At 58.1% G+C, this 25,880-nt stretch carries 17 protein-coding genes; 13 read left to right on the top strand and 4 right to left on the bottom strand.

Annotated features, from left to right (window positions below):
- Window positions 1-24: 24 nt before the first annotated feature.
- Window positions 25-321, top strand: a complete 297-nt coding sequence (locus BLT47_RS03385; RefSeq protein ID WP_049620198.1) for a hypothetical protein — start codon at window positions 25-27, stop codon at window positions 319-321.
- A gap of 253 nt (window positions 322-574) precedes the next feature.
- Window positions 575-1,798, top strand: coding sequence for an isochorismatase family protein (locus tag BLT47_RS09535; RefSeq protein ID WP_074661586.1), 1,224 nt, complete (start codon window positions 575-577; stop codon window positions 1,796-1,798).
- A gap of 130 nt (window positions 1,799-1,928) precedes the next feature.
- On the opposite strand, the gene rsmI is transcribed toward BLT47_RS09535, so the two are convergent.
- Window positions 1,929-2,777, bottom strand: a complete 849-nt coding sequence (gene rsmI, locus BLT47_RS03375; protein WP_049620197.1) for a 16S rRNA (cytidine(1402)-2'-O)-methyltransferase — start codon at window positions 2,775-2,777, stop codon at window positions 1,929-1,931.
- A 214-nt stretch (window positions 2,778-2,991) separates the two neighbouring features.
- Between rsmI and BLT47_RS09530 the strand changes: the two genes are divergently transcribed.
- Both BLT47_RS09530 and BLT47_RS03360 read left to right on the top strand, forming a co-directional pair.
- Window positions 2,992-5,079: a dolichyl-phosphate-mannose--protein mannosyltransferase gene (locus tag BLT47_RS09530; RefSeq protein ID WP_256332510.1), complete on the top strand. Its 2,088-nt coding sequence runs from the start codon at window positions 2,992-2,994 to the stop codon at window positions 5,077-5,079.
- Between the two features lie 164 nt (window positions 5,080-5,243).
- On the top strand, window positions 5,244-6,902 hold the full coding sequence (locus BLT47_RS03360; RefSeq protein ID WP_074661583.1) for a S1C family serine protease: 1,659 nt from the start codon (window positions 5,244-5,246) through the stop codon (window positions 6,900-6,902).
- Between the two features lie 310 nt (window positions 6,903-7,212).
- Here BLT47_RS03360 and BLT47_RS03355 read toward each other — a convergent pair whose 3' ends face one another.
- The gene (locus BLT47_RS03355; protein ID WP_074661579.1) at window positions 7,213-8,412 is read right to left on the bottom strand and encodes a cobalamin-independent methionine synthase II family protein; all 1,200 of its coding nucleotides are present in this window, start codon (window positions 8,410-8,412) and stop codon (window positions 7,213-7,215) included.
- Window positions 8,413-8,899: 487 nt separating this feature from the next.
- On the opposite strand from BLT47_RS03355, the gene BLT47_RS03345 reads away from it, so the two are divergent.
- Together BLT47_RS03345 and BLT47_RS03340 are read left to right on the top strand one after the other, a co-directional pair.
- The gene (locus tag BLT47_RS03345) at window positions 8,900-10,297 is read left to right on the top strand and encodes an amino acid permease (protein WP_244924500.1); all 1,398 of its coding nucleotides are present in this window, start codon (window positions 8,900-8,902) and stop codon (window positions 10,295-10,297) included.
- Window positions 10,298-10,425: 128 nt separating this feature from the next.
- On the top strand, window positions 10,426-11,046 hold the full coding sequence (locus BLT47_RS03340) for a 3'-5' exonuclease (RefSeq protein ID WP_141670197.1): 621 nt from the start codon (window positions 10,426-10,428) through the stop codon (window positions 11,044-11,046).
- 214 nt (window positions 11,047-11,260) lie between these two features.
- On the opposite strand, the gene BLT47_RS03335 is transcribed toward BLT47_RS03340, so the two are convergent.
- Complete coding sequence (locus tag BLT47_RS03335) at window positions 11,261-12,652, bottom strand: NAD-dependent succinate-semialdehyde dehydrogenase (RefSeq protein ID WP_074661571.1); 1,392 nt, start codon at window positions 12,650-12,652, stop codon at window positions 11,261-11,263.
- A 356-nt stretch (window positions 12,653-13,008) separates the two neighbouring features.
- On the opposite strand from BLT47_RS03335, the gene BLT47_RS03330 reads away from it, so the two are divergent.
- The 7 genes from BLT47_RS03330 (at window position 13,009) to BLT47_RS03300 (ending at window position 25,285) form a co-directional block, all read left to right on the top strand.
- The gene (locus BLT47_RS03330; protein ID WP_074661566.1) at window positions 13,009-19,005 is read left to right on the top strand and encodes a S8 family serine peptidase; all 5,997 of its coding nucleotides are present in this window, start codon (window positions 13,009-13,011) and stop codon (window positions 19,003-19,005) included.
- A gap of 237 nt (window positions 19,006-19,242) precedes the next feature.
- Entirely contained in the window at window positions 19,243-19,890 is a 648-nt protein-coding gene (locus BLT47_RS03325) for an HAD family hydrolase (protein ID WP_074661561.1), read from the top strand.
- Between the two features lie 249 nt (window positions 19,891-20,139).
- Window positions 20,140-21,282 (top strand): ABC transporter substrate-binding protein, encoded by a 1,143-nt coding sequence (locus BLT47_RS03320; protein ID WP_074661557.1) that lies wholly within the window; start codon window positions 20,140-20,142, stop codon window positions 21,280-21,282.
- 4 nt (window positions 21,283-21,286) lie between these two features.
- A complete protein-coding gene (locus tag BLT47_RS03315) occupies window positions 21,287-22,201 on the top strand; it encodes an ABC transporter permease (protein ID WP_049620188.1) in 915 nt (304 codons plus the stop codon).
- The gene (locus BLT47_RS03310) at window positions 22,186-23,121 is read left to right on the top strand and encodes an ABC transporter permease (RefSeq protein ID WP_083330031.1); all 936 of its coding nucleotides are present in this window, start codon (window positions 22,186-22,188) and stop codon (window positions 23,119-23,121) included. The genes BLT47_RS03315 and BLT47_RS03310 overlap by 16 nt, the downstream gene beginning before the upstream one ends.
- A gap of 11 nt (window positions 23,122-23,132) precedes the next feature.
- Window positions 23,133-24,236: an ABC transporter ATP-binding protein gene (locus tag BLT47_RS03305; protein ID WP_049620186.1), complete on the top strand. Its 1,104-nt coding sequence runs from the start codon at window positions 23,133-23,135 to the stop codon at window positions 24,234-24,236.
- Entirely contained in the window at window positions 24,233-25,285 is a 1,053-nt protein-coding gene (locus BLT47_RS03300) for an alkaline phosphatase family protein (protein WP_218122537.1), read from the top strand. Before BLT47_RS03305 ends, BLT47_RS03300 begins: the two co-directional genes overlap by 4 nt.
- A 130-nt stretch (window positions 25,286-25,415) precedes the next feature.
- Here the strand turns inward: BLT47_RS03300 and BLT47_RS03295 are convergent, their stop codons facing one another.
- Window positions 25,416-25,877, bottom strand: a complete 462-nt coding sequence (locus tag BLT47_RS03295) for a hypothetical protein (RefSeq protein ID WP_074661554.1) — start codon at window positions 25,875-25,877, stop codon at window positions 25,416-25,418.
- Window positions 25,878-25,880: the final 3 nt, after the last annotated feature.

Raw genomic sequence — 25,880 nt, 5'->3', positions numbered from 1 at the left:
ATGGCGGTTCTTTAGAATGAGGCCATGCCTGCTAATTCCTCTTTACATTTGCCGCGCCGCGCGCGGCCGCATTGGGTTTCCCCGGGGCCTGATCCGGCCCAATTGGCGGCCGCAGAACGCGCGGCGGAAGCGGCAGCGCAACAACGCCGGCTTCGCCACGTGCAGGCAGGAGGGCAGGCGTACCCGCGGGACGTCGTCGTGGTACATGGCGATCCGGAAGAAACTTCCGCGCAACTCAAAGCCGCCGGAGAAGGCCTCCTTGGTTTGCGCCCCTCCGACGAACGGCGCCCACCTTTCCCGCGGCGCCCCCGCCGCATCTAGCGGCTACCGCCAACAACTAGCGGCCACCGCTAAGCAGCTGCCCGCGCAACTAGGGGCTACCGCTAACAGCCAGCGGCTACCGCTACGAATTTGCCTCGGCGCGTGCATACTGGCATGGTTTTGCGTATGTTTGGCTTTATCGCCCCTTGGCCCCGGGCGGAGCTTCACGATAGAATCACGGCGCCGGCCCTGATTCGTATTAGGTAAGTTATTGGTGAGAGGGCCGCACCCCGCTATTCAGGGAGAGAGAATAATGATTGAGGATTCTCGAGTACTCGTCATCGTGGACGTGCAGAAAACCTTTTGCGAAGGCGGCGCCCTCGGCGTCGAAGGTGGAAACGCGGTAGCGGAAAGAATTGCTGACTTCGTAACGAACAATGCCTATAAATATGATCTCATCCTCACCACGCAGGATTGGCATATTAACCCCGGAAAACATTTTTCCGATAATCCGGACTATGTAGATTCCTGGCCGCCGCATGGCGTGGCCGGCACGGAAGAGGCGGAGTTGCATGATGCCATTGCTTCTTTGCCCATCGACGTGTACGTGAAGAAAGGCCAGTATTCGGCCGGATATTCCGGTTTCGATGGGAAAGATTCCGTGGGTGATTCCCTGGAAGAAATCCTGCGCGATCTGGATACCAAGTATGTAGACATCGTGGGCATTGCGGAATCTCATTGCGTGAAGGCCACGGCTTTGGATGCGCGGCGGCGCGGCTTTGAAACTCGGGTCTTTTCCGACCTGACGGTTCCTACCTCCGAAGAGCTCGGCGTGCTGGCCCGCTTCGAAATGGATGAAGGAGGGGTGGAACAAATTGATTCTTCCCACGCCTTTGATTTCTATGTAGAACCGGAAGATCGCCTTCTTCCCGAGGATGAGGATGAAGACTTCGAGTTTTCCTCGCGTTTCCCAATTCGTTCCAGCGCTGGCGGGTTACGGATGCCGATTCACGCTGGTGATGAATACGAAGTGTACGACGACGATGATTTCGACGATTTCAACGAGGACTTCCAGCTGGACTACCAGAAAACAGAGCGGAATAAGGATGACGAAATCCTTGCCGAGCTTGAAAAATCCGCCCGCAATCTGCCCAGCATTGATGATCCGGTAGAAACCGCCCACCCGGCGGGAGATTCCCGGGCTAATAGCACGGAGGCTACGGATCCTGAGGCTAAGAGCGCGGCAGCTACGGATACTGCGGCTAGGGCTAAGCCAGCTGCAGATTCTGTGGCCGCCGGCGCGGCCGCAACCGCCGCAGAAACTGGTGACGATGCCGAGGCCCCTATCTCTATTAATAGCGGCGCGGTAGAGGAATTTGATGATGAACTCGAAGCCCTCTTGGGCGATGAGTTCGACGAAGCCTTAGCAGGCATCGACCTCGATGCCGACTTTTCCGCCGAGGCCTCCGAAGCCGATTTCGACTTCTCCGATATTGAGGTAGATCCGCTCAACCCGGATGGCGACGGCAAGAAATAGCATGGCCTAGTTTTACCCGCATCCCGGGCCGGAAACGCGCACCCGCGTTTCCGGCCCGGGTTTTCATGTATGCGGGCGTTATTTTTTCGCGGACGGGCGTTTTCTCTCCGTGGCCGGGCGTTATTTCGCGTTATTTCTCCGCGAGCGCGGCCCGGTAAAGTTCGTTTTTCCGCAGGCCTGTGTGCCGGGCAATAAAGGCGGCAGCGTCTTTTAGCCGCACCCCGAGCGCGGCTAGTTCTTGCACTTCGGCCACTGCGGCCGGCTGTAATTGTGCGGCTTTTTCGGCCGGGTCTGCACCAGCTACTACCAGCGCAATTTCTCCCCGCACTTCCCCCGCGAACTTTTCGGCCAAAAAGCCCAGCTCTCCCGGCACTACTTCTTCATGGGTTTTCGTTAGTTCGCGGCATACCGCGGCCTGCCGGCTTTCTCCGAAAACTGTTGCCAGGGTTTGCAAAGTGGCGGGCAGGCGGCGCGGTGATTCAAAGAAGATCATGGTGCGTTCCTCGCCCTGTAGCCTTTGTAATACGGCTTGGCGTTCGCCATCTTTGCGCGGCAAGAAACCTTCGAAAGTAAACCTGTCACTCATAAGCCCGCTCGCTACCAGTGCGGTGAGTACCGCGGAAGGGCCCGGTATTACTTCCACGGGAAGGTCTGCTTGCCGAGCGCGCGCTACCAAACGGTAGCCCGGATCGGAAACCGCGGGCATTCCCGCATCAGAAACTTGCAGGACGGTAGCACCTTGCTCAATATCCGCAATGAGTTGCGGCCCGCGCTCGGATTCATTGTGCTCAAAATAGGAAAGCACACGGCCGGATGGTTGCACCCCCAAGCGACCCGCGAGATTCATGAACCGCCGCGTATCTTCCGCCGCGATCACATCCGCCTCGGCCATAGCTGCCAAAAGCCGCGGGCTGGCATCGGCGTCGTTACCTATAGGAGTTCCCGCCACCACAAGTTTTCCGGTTTCGCGCATATCCATGCCCCCCAGTGTAAACGGGTACGGGACTACCCTTGCTTTGTTGACACTGGGTCAAAGGGATTGCCTGCTTGCCATGCACAATACGAAGCACAGCAGAACCGGTACTAACCACACGCTTTAAGCGGGCCAGAACTGGCGCCATGCGCACACTGTGGTTGGGCAAGCGCCGGGTGCGGTTCACCCCTAACCTGGCGTAGCTCGATAGAATCCTGACGTGAGCCACCAAGAGCAAAACCCTGCTTCCGTGCCCGGTGCAGGCATGCCGCGCACGGGCGTATCTAACACCGGCGCCGGCACGCCCAACGCAAACGCCTCCAACGCGAACGCCTCCAACGCGAACGCATCCAACGCGAACGCGCCCAGTGCAAACGCGTCCAGTGCAAACGCGCCCGCCGCAAGTACTGCTCCTAGCGCGAACATGCCCGCAAGTACACCCACCGCAAGTACACCGGATTCATCCGTACCCCAACCGCAAACTGTGCAGTTGCCACACATTACCGCCGGTCACTTTGAGAACAGTCTGCGCGGTCGCTTGGGAATCGCGGGGGCGGGGCAGCGCCTGTTACCCCGGGCGCAAGCGCGGGCCGGCTGGTTGGTGACGCTCGCCACCGGCCTGGTGGCCGCGTTAGTCAGATTTGTGGGCCTGGCCCACCCGCACCAACTTATTTTCGACGAAACCTACTATGTGAAGGGCGCGAATTCTTTGTTGCGGCTCGGCTACGAAGCCGATTGGGAGGGCGGCACCGAAAATGATGCGCTCTTTGCCGCCGGTGATTATTCCATGCAGCAAACCGGCGGCGACTATGTAGTACATCCTCCGCTCGGGAAATGGATAATGGCAGCCGGGCAAGCCCTGTTTGGACAGCAGAGTGCTTTCGGGTGGCGGTTTGCTACCGCGCTCATCGGGGTTTTTGCCGTGATGTTGCTGGTGCGGGTAGCTTTGCGGCTCTTCCGCTCCCCTACCCTCGCCGGTTTTGCGGGCCTAGCGATGGCCCTAGATGGTATGGGGATTGTGCTTTCCCGCACCGGGCTACTAGATAACATCTTGGCCTTCTTTATTCTCGCCGGTTTCTGGGCGATTCTGCGCGATCGTGAGGCCACGCGCGCCACCCTGGCCCAGCGTGTGGCCCGCTCACCCCTGCGCCGCAAACCGCTTTCGGTACCGCTTGCCCCGGCTTCTGATGCGGGGAAACAAGAACGAACCAGCTGCCCGGCACCGCGCGCCGCCGCGCCCGCGCATAATAGTTCTGTTTCCACCGAAACCGCGGAATTAGTGCCTGCCGCTAAAACCGCGGAATTAGGGCCCGATTCGGAACAGTTTTCTCCGGCTAGTGCCTGGGGCCCGGCGGTTTTCTGCCGCCCTTGGTTGCTGGTTGCCGGCCTGCTGTTCGGGATGGCTTGCGGCGTGAAATGGTCCGGTTTTTATGCGGTAGCGGTAGGCGGCATCCTCGTTTTCGCGTGGGGTTGCGAGGCCCGGCGTAGCGTTGGCGTGCGCCGCTGGTTCAGTGCCGGCATTTTCCGGGAAGGTCTCCCCGCTTTTTTGTGGCTCGTCCCCACCACCCTGCTCACCTACTTGGCGGCCTGGTTGCCCTGGTTTACCAACCCCCACGGATTTATGCGTTCCTGGACGCCCGCGCAGGTAGCGGCCGATATGCAGGCTTATCACGCCCCGCAGTTTTCCTTCCTGCCCCAAGCTTTCAATAACTGGCTCGCCTACCACGCGAAGATGATGGAGTTCCACACCCATCTTTCTTCAGAGCATACGTATATGTCGCAAGCCTGGGAGTGGCCACTCCAGTTGCGCCCAGTTTCTTTCTATTGGGTAGGGAGCGACGACGAACGTATGCGGCAAGTGTGCCAGCAAGGCCATGAATGCGTGGAAGCAATTACTTCTATCGGAAATATTGCGGTGTGGTGGCCAGCCGTCCTGGCACTCGGCGTCGTGCTTTTCGGCGCTTTCTGGCGGCGCGACTGGCGGGCGTGGACGATCCTCGCCGGCTATGCGGCTACCTGGTTGCCCTGGTTCTTGTACGCCAATCGCACAATTTTCCAGTTCTACGCCGTCGCGCTTCTCCCCTTTACGGTACTCGCCCTCACCTACGGAATAGCGTTCCTCACTGGTTCTCTTCCCGCACGGGAAGTGACCGCGCCCGTTACCATTACTCCGCGCGGGCGCCGTATCTTCGCCGCGACCTCAGTAGTTATTGTGCTTTTCGCGGCTTTCTGGTATCCAATTTGGACGGGAATGACGGTGCCGCGCTGGTTCTGGCAGGCACATATGTGGCTTTCCAGCTGGATTTAAATATTATTATCTCACTTTGTATATTTCTGGTTTCCTTCCAGATAACTTTCAGTTAGGAGGAAAACACTGTATCTCGTTGGCGCCGGCGATTACGCTCGTAATACCGCCGCGCGCAGTTTTAGCAGGTTGATTAGCATAATTTGCCCGAAGGCAAGGAGGAAGGAATGAGCACATCGAACCCATCCGATGCCGGCTGGAACAACTCAGGTAACCAGCGCCCACAGGAAGGTGGTAGCGGCAACACTGGCGGTTCTGCTTCATCTCCTGCCAACGCCAGCAGCACCCAGCCGGGAACTAGCTACGGCCACAGCTCTACTTACGGTTACGGCAGCGGCTATGGGCAAGGCTACGGTTCCGGTTACGGCCAGGGTTCCGGTTATGGCCAAGGTTCAGGTTACGGCCAAGGTTCCGGTTACGGCCAAGGTTCCAGTTATGGCCAAGGCTCTGGTTATGGCCAAGGTTCCGGTTACGGCCAGCCCGGTGCCTATTACCACAGCACCAATTCCGGAGCTGATTACCGCGGTTCTTATCCGTGGAGCGGCGGCCCGCAGTGGCAAAACCCGAATTCCACCTGGGGACAGCAGGGCACTCCGTACGGTTATGGCTATCCAGATTATGCGGGTATGGGTGCACCGGCGGCGCAAAAGAAACGACCTTCGAAGGGCGTTACGGCGCTGCTCATTGTGATTGGCATGGTGTTAGCTTTGCTGGCCGGCACCGGGCTCGGCTATTTCGGGTTGGGTAACTCACGCCAAGATTCTTCCCAAGGCTGGCTCAACCCTTCGGACGGTTCTGGCCACCAGCTACCTGATTCCGGCATCGACGGGCACCAGTGGGGCCCTTCCAATGGCAACCCGGTAGATCCGTACATGCCGGTGCCTAACTATGAGCCCGAAACTCGCAATGGGGGCACGCCGATCGATCAGGGCACGCGGGTGGAAACGCCCGGCGTCGTACTCATTAACACCACTTTGAGCGCGGGGCTAGGTGCCGGTACCGGTTCGATTTTGACGGCGGACGGCCAGGTGCTCACGAACTACCACGTGGTGATGGGTTCAAATTCGGTGCGCGTAACGGTACCCACCACCCAGAAAACCTATGAAGCGGAAGTGATCGGGCACGACGAAAAGCGCGATATTGCGCTACTGCAACTCCAGGACGCACACGACCTGCCCACCGTGAAAATTTCCGATTCGCAGGTGCGTTTGGGAGACGACGTCGTTGCCGTGGGGAACGGAAACGGGCAAGGCTACTTAACGGCGCTGGCCGGCAAGGTAACCGGCATCGACGAAAACGTGGAAGTACAAGATGAAGGTGGCGGTACGAACGAACAGCTCACCGGCATGATTCGTACTTCTGCTGATATTGTGCCCGGCTACTCGGGTGGGCCGCTTTTCAATTCCGACGGCGAAATCGTCGGCATGAATACTGCCGGCAATCTGGGGAAGACTTCCGAAACGGCTTTCGGTTGGGCGATTCCAATCGGGGACGTTACGAAGGTGGTGGAGCAGATCCGCGCGGGCGATGAATCTGGCACCGTGCAGATCGGCCGGAATGCGGCCCTAGGCGTGACCATTGTGGGAACGCAAAACGGGGCGGCAGTACAGTCGGTAACGGCCGGTTCGGGCGCCGAAGCTGCCGGTATTGAACGCGGCGATGTGATTACCGCGGTTGACGGCAAGCAGCTCACCAATGCTTCGGATGTTGCCAAGTATATTCGCGGCAAGAAGGTGGGAGATACGATCGAGGTTTCCCTCATCCGGGGCAATACGAATAAGCAAGAAACCGTACAGGTCACGCTCACCGAATCCCCGGTGAACTAAAACCGCGGGGCACTAGGACCCGCGGGAGCTAAAACCCGGTGCGCCAGGGGCCCGCGGGGAACTAAACCGCAGAGGAAAACTAAAACCAGCGGGAAACCAAAACAAAAAACGCGGGAAATAAGATAAAAATGTGCGGCGCGGCTGGAATTATTCCCAGCCGCGCCGCATATTTATACTTCCCGGCCGCGCCGCACGCTATGCTCGTTTTTTTGGTAAGAGCTAGCGCTTTCGCGGTGTTAAGCGCCTTTCGCGGTGCTTAGTGCTTTTAGCGCGGCTTAGATCTTTAGCGGCTTAGCGCTTTTAGCGGTGCTTAGCGCAGACGTTTGGAAGCGATCTGGGCACCTTCCGTCAACGCTTCGAGCTTTGCCCACGCGATCGAGGGGAAGATACGCCCGCCAAGACCGCAGTCGGTGGAGGCGATAACCCGGTCCGGGCCCACAATATCCGTGAAGTTTTGGATGCGGTCGGCTACCAGTTCCGGATGTTCCACCACGTTGGTGGAGTGCGAAACCATGCCGGGAATAAGTACCTTATCTTCCGGCAATTCCACTTCCCGCCAGATCTTCCATTCGTGGGCGTGGCGCACATTCGCTGCTTCGAAGGAAATGCCGCGTGCATTCACCTTGAGCACCTTATCCACAATGTCAATAAACGGAATATCGGTGGTGTGCGGGCCGTGCCAAGATCCCCAGCACACGTGCAAACGCACCTGTTCCGGATTAATTCCTTCCAGGGCCGCATTAATAGCTTCAATCCGCACTTCTACCCATTTGCGGTAGTCCTCCACCGGCGGTTCCGGATTGATTTGATCCCAACCTTCCGCGAGGGAAGGATCATCAATCTGTACGGTAAGGCCGGCGTCGGTAATGATCTTGTACTCTTCGTGCAGGGCATCCGCCATGGCGAAGAGAATGTCATTTTCCGTCTTGTAGTAGGTGTTGGAAATCCGCGCGGCCGAACCGGGAGAAAGTGCCGCAATAAAACCGTCAGCAGCGGAAAGCCCATTTGCCCGGAGCGCCTGCAAAGTAAATTCCACATCGCGCTTCACATCATCATGCCCGGTATATTTCACCGGCCCGGTAATCGTAGGCATCTGCGCTTCCTTGCCCTGCGCCTGGTAAATACCGGATTCTGGATTCGTGTAGGCGTCCTTGAAACGCACCCAATCCCGCCGGTTATTAAAGGTAGTGAGCTCTACTGCTCCCCCGCCCGTGGTCTGCCCCTCATGTAAACCTTCATCGGTGTACTCCAACCCGCTCATCCGGGTGAAAGAATACGTCCACCAAGAACCGTAGTCCTGGAAGTCCTTCATCATGTGCCCGTATTCGCCGTCGTTGAGGATATCGATGCCAATATCATGCTGCTTCTTTACGACGTCGGCCACCGCGGCGTCCAGTTGGGCCTGGAAATCTTCGCGCGACATCTCGCCGGCAGCCATCTTCGCGTTGGCCTCCCGGAGGGAATCCGGGCGGGGTAGGGAACCCACGTGCGTAGTCAGGATCCGACTCATTCGCTTTCCTTTCGCTGTTTTTACTTTCTAAACTCGAAACAATCGGTTTATGTACTACCGAGTTTCACTTCGGTTACTGCCGATTTTCACTTCGCGTGCCACCCTCCGCGGTGCGGTTTTATTGTTTGCCACGAAGCTACTTTCGTGCCGCTACCGGGATATTTGTACCCGTACGGCGTAAGTACACATTAGTGGAAGTAACCAGATTGGGCGCGCCATCTCAAGAAACGGGCGCGGCGCCCGGAAACTCGCCCGGCATGTTACTTCCCCGCGTGGTTCTTTGCCGTGCAGTTTCTTTGCCGTGCAGTTTCTTCGCCGTGCAGTTTCTTTGCCGTGCAGTTTCTTCGCTGGGCATTTTCTTCGCTGGGCATTTTCTTCGCTGGGCATTTTCTTCACGGCGCAGTTTCTGCACCGTGCAGTCTCCCTCCGCGTTGCACCAAATGGTACAAACCCCACATGCAATCCAACTAAGCCCTAGAATGGCCCGGTGACTGCTCGCAATGAAACTTCCGCGCATCTGCGCCGTGACCTACAAAACCGGCATATTCAGATGATCGCCCTGGGAGGGGCTATCGGCACCGGCCTGTTCTACGGCTCTCATGAATCGATTTCCCTGGCCGGGCCAGCCATTCTTCTTACCTATTTGGTGGGCGGATTCGTTATATATCTGGTTATGCGCGCGCTGGGAGAAATGAGCGTGGAAGAACCGGTGAGCGGGGCTTTCAGCCACTATGCCTACCAGCATTGGAGCCCGCGGGCCGGTTTCATTTCCGGGTGGAACTACTGGTTCAACTATATTTTTGTGGCCATGGCGGAACTTTCCGTGGTGGGCTTGTACGTCGAATATTGGTTCCCGCAGGTGCCACGCTGGCTTACCGCCGTTTTCTGCCTGCTGGTGATCACCGTAATAAACCTGGCGGGCGTGCGAATTTTCGGGGAGTTCGAATTCTGGTTCGCCCTAATCAAAGTGGTGGCAATTATTGGCATGATCGGGCTCGGTCTCGTCGTTATTTTCCTGGGTGTTACCGGCCCGACCGGGGAGGCTCCTTCCTTCGCCCACCTGGTAGACCACGGCGGTTTCTTCCCGAACGGGCTCGGTGGCGCAGCCGCTGCTTTCGCGGTGGTTATGTTCAGCTTTGGCGGGATCGAACTAATTGGAATTACGGCCGGGGAAGCACATAATCCACAGCGCTCAATTCCGCGGGCAATCAACGCGGTGATTTGGCGGATCTTACTGTTCTACGTAGGGTCTTTGACAATCATTATGGCCGTGGTGCCGTGGGACCAGATCGACGGCGAAACGAGCCCCTTCGTGCAGATTTTCGATTCCGTCGGCGTGAAATTCGCGGCCCATATCCTTAATTTCGTGGTACTCACCGCCGCGCTTTCCGTCTACAATTCCGGGCTGTACTCCAACGGCCGGATGCTCTATGCCCTCGCCGAACAAGGCAATGCGCCACGCGTGCTACTCAAATTGTCCTCCCGCGGCACCCCGTATGTGGGAGTGCTCGTAAGCTCGGCCATTACCGTGATCGCGGTATTCGTAGTCTTCCTTTTCCCAGACTTTGCCTTCACCTATTTACTTTCCATTGCCCTCATTGCGGCACTAATTAATTGGGCCATGGTGATTATTACCGAATGGAAATTCCGCTCGAAAATTGGCCCGGAGGGCGTTGCTAAATTGCGCTTCCCCTTGCCGGGAGGCCGCGTGAGCAGCGTTTTTGTGCTCATTATGCTCGCCCTTTGTGCAGGGCTAATGGTTTACCTACCGCAATATCGCATCGCTGCATTTATCGGACCTTTATGGCTACTAATACTATTTATCGCCTATGAAATTAAAATCCGTTTACCCCGATCCGCGGGCGCAGATCACCGGTTGCACTGAGGTGCTGCATTAAAGATGCATATTTTCGAACTATCGTGAACAGCAATTTAACTTTGTGCACCTTTAAATTTGTCAGTTGTCTGACATGAGCGGGGATTCACAGCGCTTCCTAGTCACAATCCCACTTTTTGAACGATCTCTCCGTAGATAATTCCACTATGCGTGGTTTTGCGGTAATAGATGTTGAGACAACCGGGTTTGCTCCCCAACGTGCGGACCGGATAGTCGAAGTGGGATTAGTGCTCCTCGATGAGCACGCTACCGAAGTGAGCTGTTTTCACTCGATGTTCGATCCCCACCGTCCGCTTGGCCAGGCCGTCACGCATGGTATTGCACCGGAAGATGTGGCCGGGGCGCCTTCTTTTTCGGCCCTGGCCCCCTGGTTGCTAGAAACTATTTGCTCGCGCATTATCGTTGCGCATAACGCACAATTCGATCTTTCCTTCCTCGCCGCTGAGTTCGGCCGGGCCGGCCTGGGTATCAACCAAGATATCCAGGTAATCGATACGCTCGCCCTAGCCCACCGGTATCCTTTCGGGCAGCGCACAAATAATCTTTCCGATTGCTGCAAAGCGCTCAGCATCGGTTTTCCCAGCGCCCACTCCACACTCAAAAATGCCCGCGCCACCGCTTCCCTACTCCGCCATTTCCTGGCCGAAGCCACAAGTTCGGAAGCACTGCTAGAGCTTGCCAAACGCGTCAATGTTTCGACGGCGCAAAGCGGGGCCATTACCTGCGCCGTCGCCTAAAACCTGCGCCATCGCCTAAAATCTGCGCCCTCGCGTAAAAACCACTACCGTACTTGCCCGGTTTACCAGCGCGCTGCAACGAACGGCCGCAACGAACGGCTGCAACGAGCCGGAACCAGGCAAAGCACTGGGCCGGCACCATTTCTGGTACCGGCCCGGTACTACTATGTTTTTCTATTTCCCGCGCCCGGCGCCGCGCGCGGGGCGATTGGGCTTAGAAATCGCTATCGATCGGCGAATCTACAACCACCTTGATATTCACGAATTCGTGAATGCCTAGGTCAATCAGTTCGTGGCCATAGCCGGAACGCTTTACCCCGCCGAAGGGAATATCGGCGGCTACCGCCGTCGGATGGTTCAGGTAAACCATGCCGGTATCGAGCTTGCGAGCTACTCGCTTGCCCCGTTCGATATCTTCGGTGAATACCGAACCTCCCAGGCCATAGGGGGAGTCATTGGCCAAGCGGATCGCTTCTTCTTCATCCTTTACCCGGTAGATTTGCGATACCGGGCCGAAGAACTCAACGTAGCGAGCTTCGGCATCCTCCGGGATATCCGTCAAAATAGTGGGCTGGAAGAAGAAGCCATTCTCGGGCAGTTCAATCCCAGCTTCTTCGGCCTTAGCTCCTTCGGCCACCGCCTTATCAAGCTGTTCTTGCAGGTCCTTTACGGCCTGCGCGGAAGAAAGCGGAGCCAGCTGCGTGTTCGGGTCCATCGGATCACCGGCCACGAGCTGCTTCACCCCGGCCCGGTACTTTTCCAGGAACTCGTCATAAACGGCGTCTACCACGATCATGCGCTTAGAAGAGCAGCACACCTGCCCAGCATTCCAGTGCCGGCCGGTCACCGCCCAGGCAACCGTCTTATCAATATCGGCATCTTCGAGCACGATGAAGGCATCAGTGCCGCCCAGTTCCATCGTGGACTTCTTCAGATACTTGCCTGCCGTGGCCGCAACCGCGGAGCCCGCCACTTCGGAACCGGTGAGGGCCACTCCGCGCACCCGCGGATCAGCCAAGATTAGATCCGATTGGCCGTGTGAAGCGAAGACGTTGATGAAGCCACCTTCGGGCAGGCCAGCTTCCCGCATCAAACCTTCGAACTTGAGAGCGCACTGCGGCACGTTCGAAGCGTGCTTGTAGAGCAGCGTATTGCCGGCCATGAGCTGCGGGGCCGCCACCCGGGCCAGCTGGTAGTACGGGAAGTTCCAGGGTTCGACCATGTAAATTACGCCCTGCGGTTCGTAGTACAGGGTGGCGCTACCTTCCCCGTACTTCGTGGATTCCAGTACGCGGGGAGCCAGATATTTCTCCCCGTTCTTCACATAGTCCTCAAACATGCCGATGCAGATATCCACTTCTGCCTTGGCCTCGGCCAGGGTCTTCCCCATTTCGGTGGTTATTACCTTGGCATAATCTTCTTTTTCGGCCTTGAGGATATCGGCCGCCCGTTGGAGTACTTCACGCCGCTGCGCGTAAGAAGTTTCCTTCCACTCCTGGAAAGCAGCATCGGCCTTCCCAATAGCTTCACGCACCTGATCGTCCGTGAAGGTGTCAAATTCTTTTTCCACTTCTTCTGTATAAGGATTCGTGGTCTTATAGGCCATTGTTCCCACTCCCTTGTGCTACAACCTGCGGTTTTCAAGACTTTCACTGTTGTCGATGCGCGGAATAACAGGTGATTCCCACGCATCTTCGTTTAAGATTACCGCAACTGACGCACTTTTGGTGACTTTCCTCTCAGCTTAAGAATTCATCCAGCCTTCTTTCAGACACTTTTCGCGCACCTGGCACGCTTTCAGGAATTCTACTAAGGGGGTCCACCTGTTGAACCGCCAGTCCGAGTTTCAACAGATTCCACCTAGGGTTTAGTACACCCATATCAACAGATACGGGCTGCTCGCCACCTCATCCACGCGCGTGGCGACTGCATTCATTTCTCACCTGATGGAATGGAATTTATATGCGAAAACAACCATGGTTGCGGGTCGGTGCAATTTTTGCGTTGGCCGCGCTCCTCACGCCGGCTTCCTTGCCGGCGGCTGTAGCAGAGCCGGGAGGTGGAGCCGAAAACTCGCAAAGTGCGGCTACGGCATCTCCGGCCGAAATTGGTGGTATCCGCCGTGGCGATCCGGAGGCGAAAGCCCAGGTGCAAGCCAAGGCTGAAGCGGAGATAGCGGCCAAGGAGGAAGCCGCTGCCACCACTCCGCCCGCTGGCGATGAAGCCACCGCCAAGGCAAATGATCCGCTCGCGCAAGTGCCCGCGGTAGCCGCAGATCTCGAAGCGCAAGCCCAGGCTCAGCGTGAGGCGGCAGCCGCTACCGCGGCAGCCACCGATGATCTCGATCCGGAAAGCTTGCAAAAGCTCGGCATTAACCCGGCAGATATTATCCGCCTGGATGATGCAACACTAGTAAATGTAATCGTGACGCTGAAAAATCAGCCGGCCACGCCTTCTAGCGCTACTGAAAACGCGAACGTAGCGGCACAAAATGATCTGCTCGCCCGCTGGACGGATAAATACGGCCTGCAAGTGGATCGCCAGTTCGGCTTCCTCTTCAACGGTTTTTCTGCTTCCATGCCGGCCGGCCAGATGACGGCCCTCGGCTTGGAGCCGGAAGTCGAATCGGTGAAGATCGAACGGCGCTACTACCCAACGGAAGACGCACTGCCGGAAGGCGATAAGTCTTATCCCACCGAACATTCGGCCCGGGATCAGCAGGGAGCTTCGGAGGCCTACCGGGTTGCTGGATCTGATGGCACCGGTACCGTCGTCGCTATTGTGGATACCGGTATCGATACCAGCCACCGGGATCTGCGCCTCGACGATCCGAGCAAGGCCAAGATCAAAGCCGTGAGCACTTCCGGTACCTTCACGGAGAAGGTGCCCAATGGCTTCAACTACGCCGATCAGACCTACGAAATTATTGACACCACCGGTTCCGAACACGGTCAGCACGTGGCCGGCATCGTGGGCGCGAACGGCCTGCAACCCGGGGAAACCTTTGAGCAGACCGGCCGGGTAGAAGGCATTGCACCCAATGCCCAGCTGTTGGCGATGAAAGTCTTCTCCAACGGCGGCGGCGGAGGCGCTGCCGATGGCGATATTATCGCCGCGATTGAAGACTCGGTGAAGCTCGGTGCCGACGTCATTAATATGTCTCTCGGTTCGCCAAACGGTAACTACGAAGAATCTTCCGGTACCGCCGTGGCGATCCAAAAGGCGAAGGAAGCCGGGGTTATGACCGTCGTCGCCGCTGGTAATGACGGCCAGAACTTCTCCCCAGCCGGGGAGAATACCGATGCTTTCGGTTTCCTCGATGATGGCACGGTAGGTAGCCCCTCCACGGTCGATGAAGCTTTCTCTGTAGCTTCGATCAATAACACGCATTCCACGCAACCCAAGGGCGTAGTCACCGCGAACGGCACCGAACGGGACGTAGCGATTTCGATCCAACGCGGGGAAGCTGATAATAAGGACTACCCGGTAGTCAACGCCGGTACCGGCAAACCCGAAGATTTTAAGGGCGAGGCCGCAGACCTTTCCGGCAAGATTGCGCTAATTGAACGCGGTGGAAACACCTTCGAAGATAAGTTCCGCAATGCCGTGAACCACGGCGCGGCGGGCGTCTTCGTTTACAACCACGCGGAAGGCGGGGACGAATTTGTGGGCATGGCCGGCCTTGATTCTTTCAATGTGCTCGGCGGTTCCCTCAAGCGTTCCGACGGCCTGGCGATCATTGACGATCTCACGGCCGGCAAGGAAGTAACCTTGCGCGCCACGAAGGATACGATCGTCTTGCCGAATTCGGCACCCGGCGAACCTTCTAGCTTCACTTCGTGGGGCCCCACGCCCACCCTCGATTTCAAACCGCAGATTGCGGGCGTTGGTGGGCAGGTGTACTCCCTGCAAAACAACAATCGTTACGCTACCGAAAACGGTACGTCCATGGCTTCCCCGAATGTGGCGGGCGCCGTGGCCGTGATGCGGGAACTCTACGTTCAGCGTTACCCGCAGCTGAACGCGGTCGAAACGAATACGCGTATCCAGCAAGCTTTGGCAAATACCGCCCAGATTCCGACCTCTACCGCCGGGGTGCCTTTCGCCCCGCGCCAGATTGGTGCGGGTTTGATCCGCGTGGATCAGGCGGCCCAAACGCCCATCACCGCAACGGTAGATGGCAACCCGTGGGTGGCTTTGCGGGAAGTCAAAGGACCGGTGAGCTTCACCGTTACTTTGGAAAACCATTCGGATGTTTCCGTGGGCTACACTTTGCCGGCCCAGCAAGTGGTCAATGAGACCAATGCGGCCGGGGAAGCAACCACTACCTTCCTTTCCAAGGAATCTTTGACGCCGAATGTTTCCACGGTGGAAGTGCCGGCTAATGGCACCGCCCAGGTCACCTTCACTTTGAAGCCGGATACGAAGAGTGGCGATCATTTCATTGAAGGTTGGGCGCGCTTCGCTTCTGCCACCGCGGGTGTTCCGGATCTTTCCGTCCCGTACCTCGGTTTTGTGGGGAACTGGAATGCGGAACCGATCGTGGCTAAGCCGGGTGAAGATACGCTCGGGATCGGCGCAAAGACGGGGCTGGTAGCCCCTGCCATGCTGTGGGGCGTATACCAGGTGTACCTGCCGGCCGATGGCCTGAAGTACTGGATCTCCCCGAACGGAGACGGCTACCTGGATTCTGTGATCCCCTCCTACCTGCTTTTGCGTAACGCGGGAGATTTCCGCTACGAAGTGCTCGACGCCAATGGCCAGGTAGTGCGCGACCTTTCCCAGCAGCAAGGTCTGCGCCGCTATATTGCGCGCACGTATGAGAAGAAGGGGAAGAACGCTAGCGTTTCACCCAGCTTCGCGGCTTTCGATGGAACGGTTTACAACCCGCAAACGGCTAAGGAAGATCCGGTACCGGATGGGGTTTACACCTACCGGATCCAGGCCCGCTTGGGTGAAGGCTTCGAATGGCAGCAAACCGATATGCAGTTTGGGGTCGATAACACGGCGCCGGTAATCGAGATTTCGAATCCGGTGGCCGGCAAGGCCAAGGTGACGGTAACGGACGCTACCTCCGGGGTTACCGGGGATCCCACCGTCAACGATCCGCAAGGCAAGCCACTGCCGCTCACCAAGCTGGATAACGATACGTGGGAGTTCCCGGTAGAAAACGGTTTGGCCTACGTAACGGTAACCGCGGTCGATCACGGTTTGAATACCGGCACTGCGGCGAAGGTATTTGCTCCGCAAAACCTGGTGGTTACCAATGCGGCTGCGGTAGATGGCCAGCTTTTGGGCGCCAGCTCGAAGGTGGTTTCCCCGAAGGATCCTTCCGTGTTCGTGCAGGGCGTGGTCTCCGGTGACATCACCAAGGTGACGCTCAACGGCGAAGATGCCAAGATCTTCGAAAATGGTACCTTTGCTTCCCTCGTCCCCATCACGGAGGGCGCGAATAAGGTAACGGTGGCTGGCTTCGATAGCACCGGTACGCAAGTTTCCTCCACGGAGCTGAACTTTACGTATGATGCCACCCCGCCGGTCTTGCAAGTTTCGGGGCTCGACGCCGCTGGCCGCTTGGCTGTGGCGGAAGACGGCTCGGCAACTGTTACCGGCAAGGTTACTGATGAACGGGAAGGCGCACAGTTGAGCGTGCGGGTGAATTCCACCCCGGCACAAGTGGCTTCCGATGGCACCTTCACGGCAACTATTAAGGTTAAGCCCGCCGATTATGCGGTCTCGATTTCCGCCTCTGATGGCGTGAACACGGCCACCGAATCGGTGCTGATTGCGGGCCGCGATAAGCCGGCGCCGGCAAAGTTTGTGAACCCCTCGTTCACAAACATGGACTGCCGGGGCCTGAATATGTGCTTCGTGGGGGCGAGCGCAAAGCCGGTAGACGGCGTCGTCACCCTCACCGGTAAACTCGGCTCGGACGTTTCTGTTTTCGAGATCACCCCGCAAAACCGGGCCCAAGATGATGGCACCATGGCCAATCCGGAACCGGTAGCGGCCCAGATCGCTGCGGATAAGACCTTCACTGTGGCCTTGCCGCTCACCACGGGCATCAATAACGTGCATGTGAAGATCGTGGACGCAGACGGCGTTACCCGCGCCGACCAAGCCATGAATATCTTCTTCGATGCCACGCCGCCCACGGTGGAATTCACCGAACCGCATCTGCTGAACGGCACCCTGTTCACTAACCAGGATCAGGTGCGTTTCGCCGGTTCGATCGAAGATGACGGCTGGGGCTACAGCCTCACCATCAACCGTAATAAGGTTGCGGACTTCTTCGGTGACGATAACTGGGCCGGGGGTAAGAACCGGCAAGAGTTCAGCTACGATGTGCCGGTTGCGGACGGGGATCGAATCCTCATGTTCGCAAGCGATTCGCACACCCAGGTGCTGGGATCGGTGATTCCGGTGGTGGTTGATAAGGACGCTCCGCAGGTCACGATCGCGGGAGTAAGCGAGAATCAGCTGCTGCGCGAAGCCGCACAGGCACAGATTTCGGTCCAGGATCCGAACTTGGCGTCTTTGCGGGTGCTCGTTGATGGCGAGCAAGTGGATATGCAGGAAACGAGCCTCGTGGGTGAAGTGCAGTCGGTGGAAGAAAGCTTCCAGAATGTTTCTGAAACCCAGACGGTCTCCACGCAGGTGACGGCTACCCGCCCGGAGCAAACCGATTTGGGTTATGCCTTCGACGCTTCCACCCTGCCGGCCGGTACCCACACGATTCGCGTGGAGTCCACCGATTTGGCAGGTAACGTAACCGCGCAGTCCGTGACCTTCACCAAGGATCTGGCACCGGTTATTTCCGGTCCGGATACGGTGGAGCTCACCGTGGCCCAGGAACAAGCTGGTGACCAGGCTGCTTTGGCGGCCCAGGTGCTGGCGAACTACCAGGTGGAAGACGACGGCGCTGCTGGCGTGGAAGGCGATACCAGCCTCGCGGTGGTGCCGGGCACGGTGCTCGTTCCCGGTGAGAACACGGTAAACCTCGTGGCCACCGATGCGGCCGGGATTTCCGTAATCCGCACGGTAAAGGTGACGCTCAACGTCACCAAGCCGGAAGTTGTAGAACCGCAGCCGGGCACGGGCGAACAACCGGGCACCGGCGAACAACCGGGCACCGGCGAACAACCGGGCACCGGCGAACAACCGGGCACGGGCGAACAACCGGGCACGGGCGAACAGCCAGGCACCGGCGAACCTGCGCAACCTGCGCCGAGCGAGCCCGCGCCGAGCGAGCCCGCACCCAGCGAGCCCGCACCGGCCAAACCGGCCACCGGCAATGTGTACCTGCGGGACTCTTTGAGCTCCGGGGTGGCCGATCAGCAGTTCCAGTACGGCAATAATGGAGAAGTCGTGTTCTTCGGCGATTGGGATGGCGACGGCGTTGCCACCCCGGGTGTGCGCCGCGGTAATACCTTCTACCTGCGTAACTCGAACACTAGCGGGGTTGCCGATGTGGTCTTCGCTTACGGGAACCCGAATGACGAGTTCCTGATTGGTGATTTCGACGGCGATGGTAAGGACACTGTGGCAGTGAAACGGGGCAACACCTTCTACGTGAAGAACAGCCTCACCTCCGGCACCGCAGACCTCGACTTCGCCTACGGCAACCCGAACGACGCCGCCCTCACCGGCGACTTCGACGGCGACGGCAAGGACACTGTGGCAGTGAAGCGAGGCAACACCTTCTACGTGAAGAACAGCCTCACCTCCGGCACCGCAGACCTCGACTTCGCCTACGGCAACCCGAACGACGCCGCCCTCACCGGCGACTTCGACGGCGACGGCAAGGACACTGTGGCAGTCAAGCGAGGCAACACCTTCTACGTGAAGAACAGCCTCACCTCCGGCACCGCAGACTCTGCTTTCGTTTACGGGGCGCCCAGTGATGCCGCATCGATTGCCAACTTTGGCAATGGCATCGGGGTAGCAGTTTCCCGCTAAGGAATTACTATCTGGCCGCTGGCCGCTTGCCGCACCCACGTGTGGCAAGCGGCCAGTTTTTGTTTTTGCCGCGGCCGGCAGTGCCCGGCTTGCCGCAGCGGGCAGTGCCAACCTTCGGGGGTTTTCCCGCCGCGGCAGCCGTGGAGCCAGTTTTTCCCGCCGCGACCTCTAACGTCAGTTTTCTCGCCACGGCACCGGCAGTGCTAGCCCGAGGCTGGATTTTGATACGGTTTTCCCATGAGCTTGCATGCCGTGCTTACCGGTCTTGGCCTTGCCGATATTCCCGCAGCCGTACTCTGGGATATGGACGGCACGATTATTGATACCGAAGATGCCCTTTCTGAATGCTCCCGTGAAATTGTGATCGCCCATGGCGGTACTTGGACTGCGGCAGATGGAGCTTATGTGCTGGGGGCTTCCGTGGCCGATCACGCTGCCCGCCTGCAGGAAGCCGTGGCCCGCGGGCCACAAAAAACTGCAGACGGCAGTGCCCTCCTGGATGAAGTAGAAGAACTACTGGGCGAACGGGCTTATTCGCGGTGCCAGCTGGTTACCGGCGCCGCCGAATTATTGCGCGCTTTCCGCACGGCCGCTATCCCCCAAGCGTTGGTTACCGCCACTTCGGGCCATCTGGTCACCTTAGCTTTAGAATCACTTAGCGAAAAATATTTCGATACCGTAGTAACCGGCAGTGACCCTGTGGCTGCCAAACCAGATCCGGCCCCCTACCTGGAAGCAGCCCGCCGGCTAGGCGTGAATATTTCCGAGTGCCTTATCTTCGAAGATTCCTTCCAAGGGCTAGCGGCAGCCCGGGCGAGCGGAAGCCATGTGGTCGACGTCGTCGCCACCCCGCTCACGCGACTCGCACCTCTCCTGCACGTCTAATCAAGCCGGCTTCTGCCACGGCTAATTACTCCAGATCTTGCACTGGTAAGTACCCAGCTCCTACACAGCTAGCACGCCGGTTCCTACACAGCTAAGCACGTTGGCATACGAAAATCTCCGCGTGCTCGGGCACGAACTCTTCGCCATTTGTTGCGCAAGTGTTCACCCGGGCGATGCCGCCACGTAAATTTACGGTGACATGCTTCCCCGGTAGCGCAGTTTAACTGCTACGACTACGAAAGGAAAAACATGTCGTCCACAGCTAATCGTCGTGGCTTCACTCGCGCCCTGCGCGCCCTTACCGCTGTTGTTTCCACGCTAGCTCTAGTAGCTTGCGGTGGCGGGAATGGAAATTCAGCTGCCAAATCGGAATCTGTTGGCAGCAATTTGGAAGAGATCGCCGCGAAGGCGAAAGAAGAAGGCGAAGTTCGCCTCATTGCCTACCCGGAAACCTGGGCTAACTACAAGGGCCATTTCGCCGGTTTTGAAGAAAAGTACGGCGTGAAGGTGAAGGTCGATTCTCCGGATGCTTCTTCGGCAGAAGAGTTGCAAGCGGTGGAGAACCTCAAGGGGCAGGCAACTCAGCCAGATGTGCTGGATATCGGCTATTCCTTTACCAATGCGGCCATTGACCGCGGCCTGATTGACCCCTATAAGCCTTCAAATTGGGATTCGATCCCGGACCATTTGAAAGACCCGGATGGGAACTGGGTTGGCGCCTACTACGGCGTCATCGCCATCGGGGTAAATATGGACAAGGTGAAAGAAGTACCGAAGACTTTCGCCGATCTGAAAGACCCGCAGTATAAGGGCCAGATCGCGATCCCGGGTGATCCGCGCCAGGGAGCTTCCTCTATCGCTACCGTATTTGCGGCTTCCCTAGCCAATGGTGGTTCGCTCGATGACATTCAGCCGGGAATTGATTTCTTTGCGGAACTGGCTGATTCTGGCAACCTCGTAACGGTTTCTTCCGCCGCGGCCGGATTGACCCAAGGTGAAGCAGATATTATCTTCGACTGGAATTACAACTGGTTGGGCCGGGAAGAACAGCTCCGGGCAGACGGCGTGAACTTCCAGTACTTCGTGCTGGAAGACGGCGTTTTCGGGAACTATTACGCCCAGCCAGTAACCGTGAATTCTCCGCAACCGAATGCGGCCCGCCTTTGGGTGGACTGGTTGACCTCCGATGAAGGTGCGGAACAGTATGCGCTAGGTGGGGCCATCCCGGCGCGTTTCACGGAACTTGCCGAAGCCGGAAAGCTTTCCGATGAAGCCCTGGCTTCTTTGCCTGATCCCGAGATCGTGGCCCAGGTGAAACTACCCTCCGCAGAACAAGGCGATAAGGCTAATAAGGTTATTGCTTCCGAATGGGCTAAGAAAGTGAAGATGTAGACCCATGACTTCTGTAGCCCATCCTGTTGAACAGGAAAAGGCCGCAGGTGAGAAGCGCCGGCGCCTGCCCTGGAGTTCGGTTCGTGCCGGCACCTGGGCAGGCGCCCTGCCTTTCTTCGCCTTCATGGCCTTCTTCCTTATTTTCCCGTTGCTGGCCAATCTGGTTACGGCCTTCCGCGCCCCCGATGGCAGTTTCTCCTTCGAAACGATGGCGGAAGCGATGGACAGCACGCACCGGGAAGCTTTTGTGCTCACGACCAAGCTTTCCGTGCTCACCGCTTTTATTGGCGCGATCCTCGGCACGGTCCTGGCTTGGGCGCTACAAAGCGCCCGCAAACCCGCCTGGCTAAACTCTTTGGTACGCAGCTTTTCGGCTCTCGCCTCCCAATCCGGAGGCGTGAACTTGGCTTACGCTTTTATTGCTCTGCTCGGCGTACAAGGCTTACTCACCGGGATTTTGAACAAGCTGTTCCCCGGGATGCTAGACGGTTTTTCGATTACGAGTTTCACCGGGGTAACCCTCGTTTACCTGTATTTCCAGATTCCCCTCATGGCGGTGCTCATGCTTCCCGCCCTCGGCGGCATCAAGAAACAATGGTACGAGGCGGCCGCCTCACTGGGTGCCACGCGAGCACAGTACCTGCGCGACGTCGTTATCCCCGTTTTGTGGCCGACCTTGCTGGGTTCTTTCCTCCTGTTGTTCGCGAATTCTTTCGCTGCCTATGCCACAGCATTCGCGCTTGCCGGAGGTTCGCTCAACCTCGTGCCGATCCTCATTGGTTTCTACATTTCCGGCAATGTGCTGCTCAACCCTGGACTCGCGGCCGGCCTGGTGACCTGGATGATGGTCATTATTTTGGCTGCCATGGGTATCCGTTTCTACCTAACCCGAAAGAGTGACCAATGGCTGAAGAACTAATCGCAACCCGGCAGGCCCGGCCCGCCTCCCAGCGGGTGCGGCCCGCTTCCGAGCGGGTGCGGCCCGCCTCCCAGCGGGTGCGGCCCGCTTCCGAGCGGGTGCGGCCCGCAAAATCAGCTTCGCCGCAAGCCCGGGGCTTGCGTGCTTCGGCCGATTACAACTGGGGTACGGTCGCGATTCTTGGCGTGGCTTTGGCAGGGTTGTTACTCCCTTGGCTGGCGGCTGCCGTTTACGGTTTTTCGCGCCCGGGCAAGCCCTTTACGTTCGACCCACTCCTCGAAGTATTCGGTTTGGGGCGGGCCGGCGAAGCGCTGGTGAACACAGTTTTGCTTACTATTGCCACCACGCTACTCATGCTGGTGCTTTTGGTACCCACCATCGTGTTTCTCAATTTGCGGGCCCCGCAACTGGCGAAAGCCGCGGAAACACTTTCTATTTTGCCTATGGTGGTGCCGGCCGTAGCCCTCGTTTCAGGGGTTTCGGAGCTGTATCGGGCCATTATCCCGGCTTTCGTTACCTCGATTTGGTCTCTGGTGCCGCTCTACGTGGTGATCGTAATGCCGCTGTGTTATCGGGCGATCGATGCGGGCGTGAAATCTCTCGATTTGCAAACCATGTTTGCTGCCTCCGCTTCTTTAGGTGCTTCGACGGCGCAAACCCTGGCTCGGGTAATCATTCCCAATCTACGCGTGGCAATGCTTTCTGCTTCGCTGCTTTGTATTTCCGGAGTGTTGGGCGAATACGCAATGGCTTCCTTGCTCGGCCACTACACCTTCCCGGTGTACATGGTGGAAGTTTCTTCCTCCTCCCCCAAGGGTGTTGCGGCACTGTCATTTATTGTCACGATCATTAGCTGGTTCTTACTCCAGGCGATTTCTTCCCTCGCCAATCATGACCAGCGCCGCACCCGCCGCAAGTAAAGGATTTAAACGTGTCTCATTCTTTTGTACATATGCGAAATATTGTGAAGTCCTTCGGGGACGTCACCGTACTTAAAGATCTCGAACTAGAAATAAAGCAGGGTGAGCTCGTAGCTTTGCTCGGCCCTTCCGGTTCGGGCAAATCAACCTGCCTGCGCGTATTAGCCGGGTTGGAAACCGCGGATGCGGGCGAGGTACTCATTGACGGGAAGGATATTGCTAATACGCCTACCCGCGAGCGCAATATGGGTATCGTTTTCCAGGCCTATTCTTTGTTCCCGCATCTGACCGCCCAAGAAAACGTGGAATACGGTCTGAAAATTCGCGGGCAAGCGAAGGCTAAGCGGCGCGGGCGCGCCCAGGAACTCTTGGAGATGGTGGGCTTGGCCGACCAAATGGAGAAATTCCCGGCGCAAATGTCTGGCGGGCAGCAGCAACGCGTGGCTTTGGCGCGGGCTTTGGCAATCGAACCGAGCGTTTTGCTTTTGGACGAACCGCTTTCGGCTTTGGATGCGCAGGTACGCGTACAGTTGCGCGATGAGATTCGCCGTATTCAGCAAAACGCGGGGATTGCCACTCTCATGGTGACGCACGATCAGGAAGAAGCGATCACCATGGCCGACCGCGTAGGCGTAATGAGTAATGGCCGTATTGAACAGATTGGTACCCCAGAAGATCTGTATCTGCATCCGCAATCGCCTTTTATTTCCCAGTTTGTGGGTGTAGCCAACCGGGTGATCGGCAAGGTTATGGGAGATGATTTGCGCGTTTTGGATACTGACTTGCGGATCGTGAACCGGGATGCGCCGGCCGCGCAAGGTGAACTGGCAACCGCTTTGATTCGGCCTGAACAGCTCATTATGGAAAAGGATCCGGAGGCGCGCTATAAGGTTATCGACGCCCAGTTGCGCGGAATGTCTTCCTCGCTCACGGTGCAAGGAGATTTGGGGCAAGGCCTTTTGCGGGTCGATATGCTCGCCCGCGAAGCTAGCAAGTTTGCTTTGGGCGACCGTGTTTCCCTACGCGTAGCCCGCACCGACACCGTGGTGGATACCCCCTCCGAGGATGAGATTGCTATCTACCGCCGCCTCGAAAAAGCCTGGAGCGCCCTGTGAACTCATTTGCCCGTAATGCGGCTTCCGCCGCGCATGTCACTCCCTCGCAAGCTTCGCGAGGTTCACAGCCCTCGCAAGCTTCGCAGCCCTCGCAGCTCTCGCAGCTCTCGCAAGCTTCGCAACCCTCGCAGCTCTCGCAAGCTTCGCAGCCCTCGCAGGCCTCGCAAGCTTCGCAAACCGTAGCTGCACCAGGGCCGCAAGCCACCCCGGCGCAGGCTATGCAGGTTTCTTCTACTTCGCCCGCGGTCCGGCCGCGCCCGCTGTTACTTTTGGGCCTGGATGGTACTCGCTGGTCGATTGCGGCCGAACCGGGAGTGGGTACGAATCTGCAACGCCTGGCCCGGGAGGGTTCCTGGCATCAGATGACGATGGAAGTGCCCACGATTTCTGCGCCCGGATGGGGTTCTATTCTCACGGGTACTACCCATGCGGAACACGGTTTGCGTGACAATTCCTGCGTGGGTGGCCGCACGTGGAACTGCCCAGATTTCCTTAGCCAGGCATTTTACGAAGATCAGCGCACTACCACTTTCGCCGCTGCCGGTTGGCCGGTTTTGGTAGATCCAAGCGGTTTAGGCCCGATCATTCATCCGCGTATGGAACAGCAATATGCCGGTTTGCATAACGTGATCGTGCGCGACGGCGAAACTTATGGCTACCAGCGCATCGACGCCGAAATCGCAGATATTGCCGCAGCGAAGTTACGTTCCCCGGAGGCTTTTGACGTGGGTTTCGTGTACTTTTGCGACGTGGACGACGCCGGCCATGTATACGGACTGCAAGGCGAAGAATACCGCGCGGCAATCCGCCGAGTTGACGCCCATGTGGGGCACCTCATCGAGGTGATTTCGGCACGGGATGAAGACTGGCTGGTGGTGCTCACTACCGATCATGGCCACCGTGATGAAGGCGGCCATGGCGGAGATTCCCCGCGTGAACGCGAATCTTGGGTAGTGGCATGGGCTCCTTCCGGCAATATCCCGAACTGGCCCGAAATCATTGAGCCGTGGGAATTGGCCGGCCTCATGCTGGCCGCCCGCCGGGCCTAGCCCGCCACCGCGCCACTTCGAGCCTAGCCCGCTACCGCGCTACTCCGGGCCTAGCCCGCTACCGCGCCACTTCGAGCCTAGCCCGCTACCGCGCGACTTTTGGCGCTTGCCGGCCGCCGCATTTCGGTTTCTAGATTTTACCGAAATGCGGCGGCCTTTCATCTAGCAAGCGCTGTTCTTCCGCATTCCGCGCGATAATCGTATTTTTGCCCGTAAGCCTGCCAGGGCGCTGTTTAGCACCGGACTTGGCGCGAGGCGTAGCCGCGCTCGTTGCCGCGCCTGTTGTGTGTTTCTTTGCCGCTCCTGCTGCCGTGCGCTTGGCCGCTTGCTTCGCCGCGCCCGTAGCCGCGCCCGTAGCCGCGCCCGTAGCCGCGCTCTGCGGCTGCGGCGCGGGGGCATGGCTGCGTGCCGGACGTGCCGCGCCCGCTGGGGGCACGGCGGTCACCGGGTTTTGCAGGGCTTGTACCAGTGCTTCTTCTGCGCTAGCAATTTCTCCGCGCGCGAGCCGTGCTTGGTCCACCGTGGAAAGCTGGATCGCGGGCCGGTGCCGCCGCCGGCCAGTACTGCCTTCGGAGGGTTTCTTTGCCTGCATGAT

This window comes from Actinobaculum suis (assembly GCF_900102025.1).
Classification (GTDB): domain Bacteria; phylum Actinomycetota; class Actinomycetes; order Actinomycetales; family Actinomycetaceae; genus Actinobaculum; species Actinobaculum suis.
This window is presented reverse-complemented; position numbering and strand designations above follow the sequence as displayed.

Coding starts and splice junctions, on each gene's coding strand:
- BLT47_RS03330 (WP_074661566.1), top strand. CDS start 13,009: ATGCGAAAACAACCATGGTTGCGGGTCGGTGCAATTTTTGCGTTGGCC.
- rsmI (WP_049620197.1), bottom strand. CDS start 2,777: ATGGATATGCGCGAAACCGGAAAACTTGTGGTGGCGGGAACTCCTATA.
- BLT47_RS03315 (WP_049620188.1), top strand. CDS start 21,287: ATGACTTCTGTAGCCCATCCTGTTGAACAGGAAAAGGCCGCAGGTGAG.
- BLT47_RS03355 (WP_074661579.1), bottom strand. CDS start 8,412: ATGAGTCGGATCCTGACTACGCACGTGGGTTCCCTACCCCGCCCGGAT.
- BLT47_RS03310 (WP_083330031.1), top strand. CDS start 22,186: ATGGCTGAAGAACTAATCGCAACCCGGCAGGCCCGGCCCGCCTCCCAG.
- BLT47_RS03360 (WP_074661583.1), top strand. CDS start 5,244: ATGAGCACATCGAACCCATCCGATGCCGGCTGGAACAACTCAGGTAAC.
- BLT47_RS09535 (WP_074661586.1), top strand. CDS start 575: ATGATTGAGGATTCTCGAGTACTCGTCATCGTGGACGTGCAGAAAACC.
- BLT47_RS03295 (WP_074661554.1), bottom strand. CDS start 25,877: ATGCAGGCAAAGAAACCCTCCGAAGGCAGTACTGGCCGGCGGCGGCAC.
- BLT47_RS03320 (WP_074661557.1), top strand. CDS start 20,140: ATGTCGTCCACAGCTAATCGTCGTGGCTTCACTCGCGCCCTGCGCGCC.
- BLT47_RS03335 (WP_074661571.1), bottom strand. CDS start 12,652: ATGGCCTATAAGACCACGAATCCTTATACAGAAGAAGTGGAAAAAGAA.
- BLT47_RS03325 (WP_074661561.1), top strand. CDS start 19,243: ATGAGCTTGCATGCCGTGCTTACCGGTCTTGGCCTTGCCGATATTCCC.
- BLT47_RS03385 (WP_049620198.1), top strand. CDS start 25: ATGCCTGCTAATTCCTCTTTACATTTGCCGCGCCGCGCGCGGCCGCAT.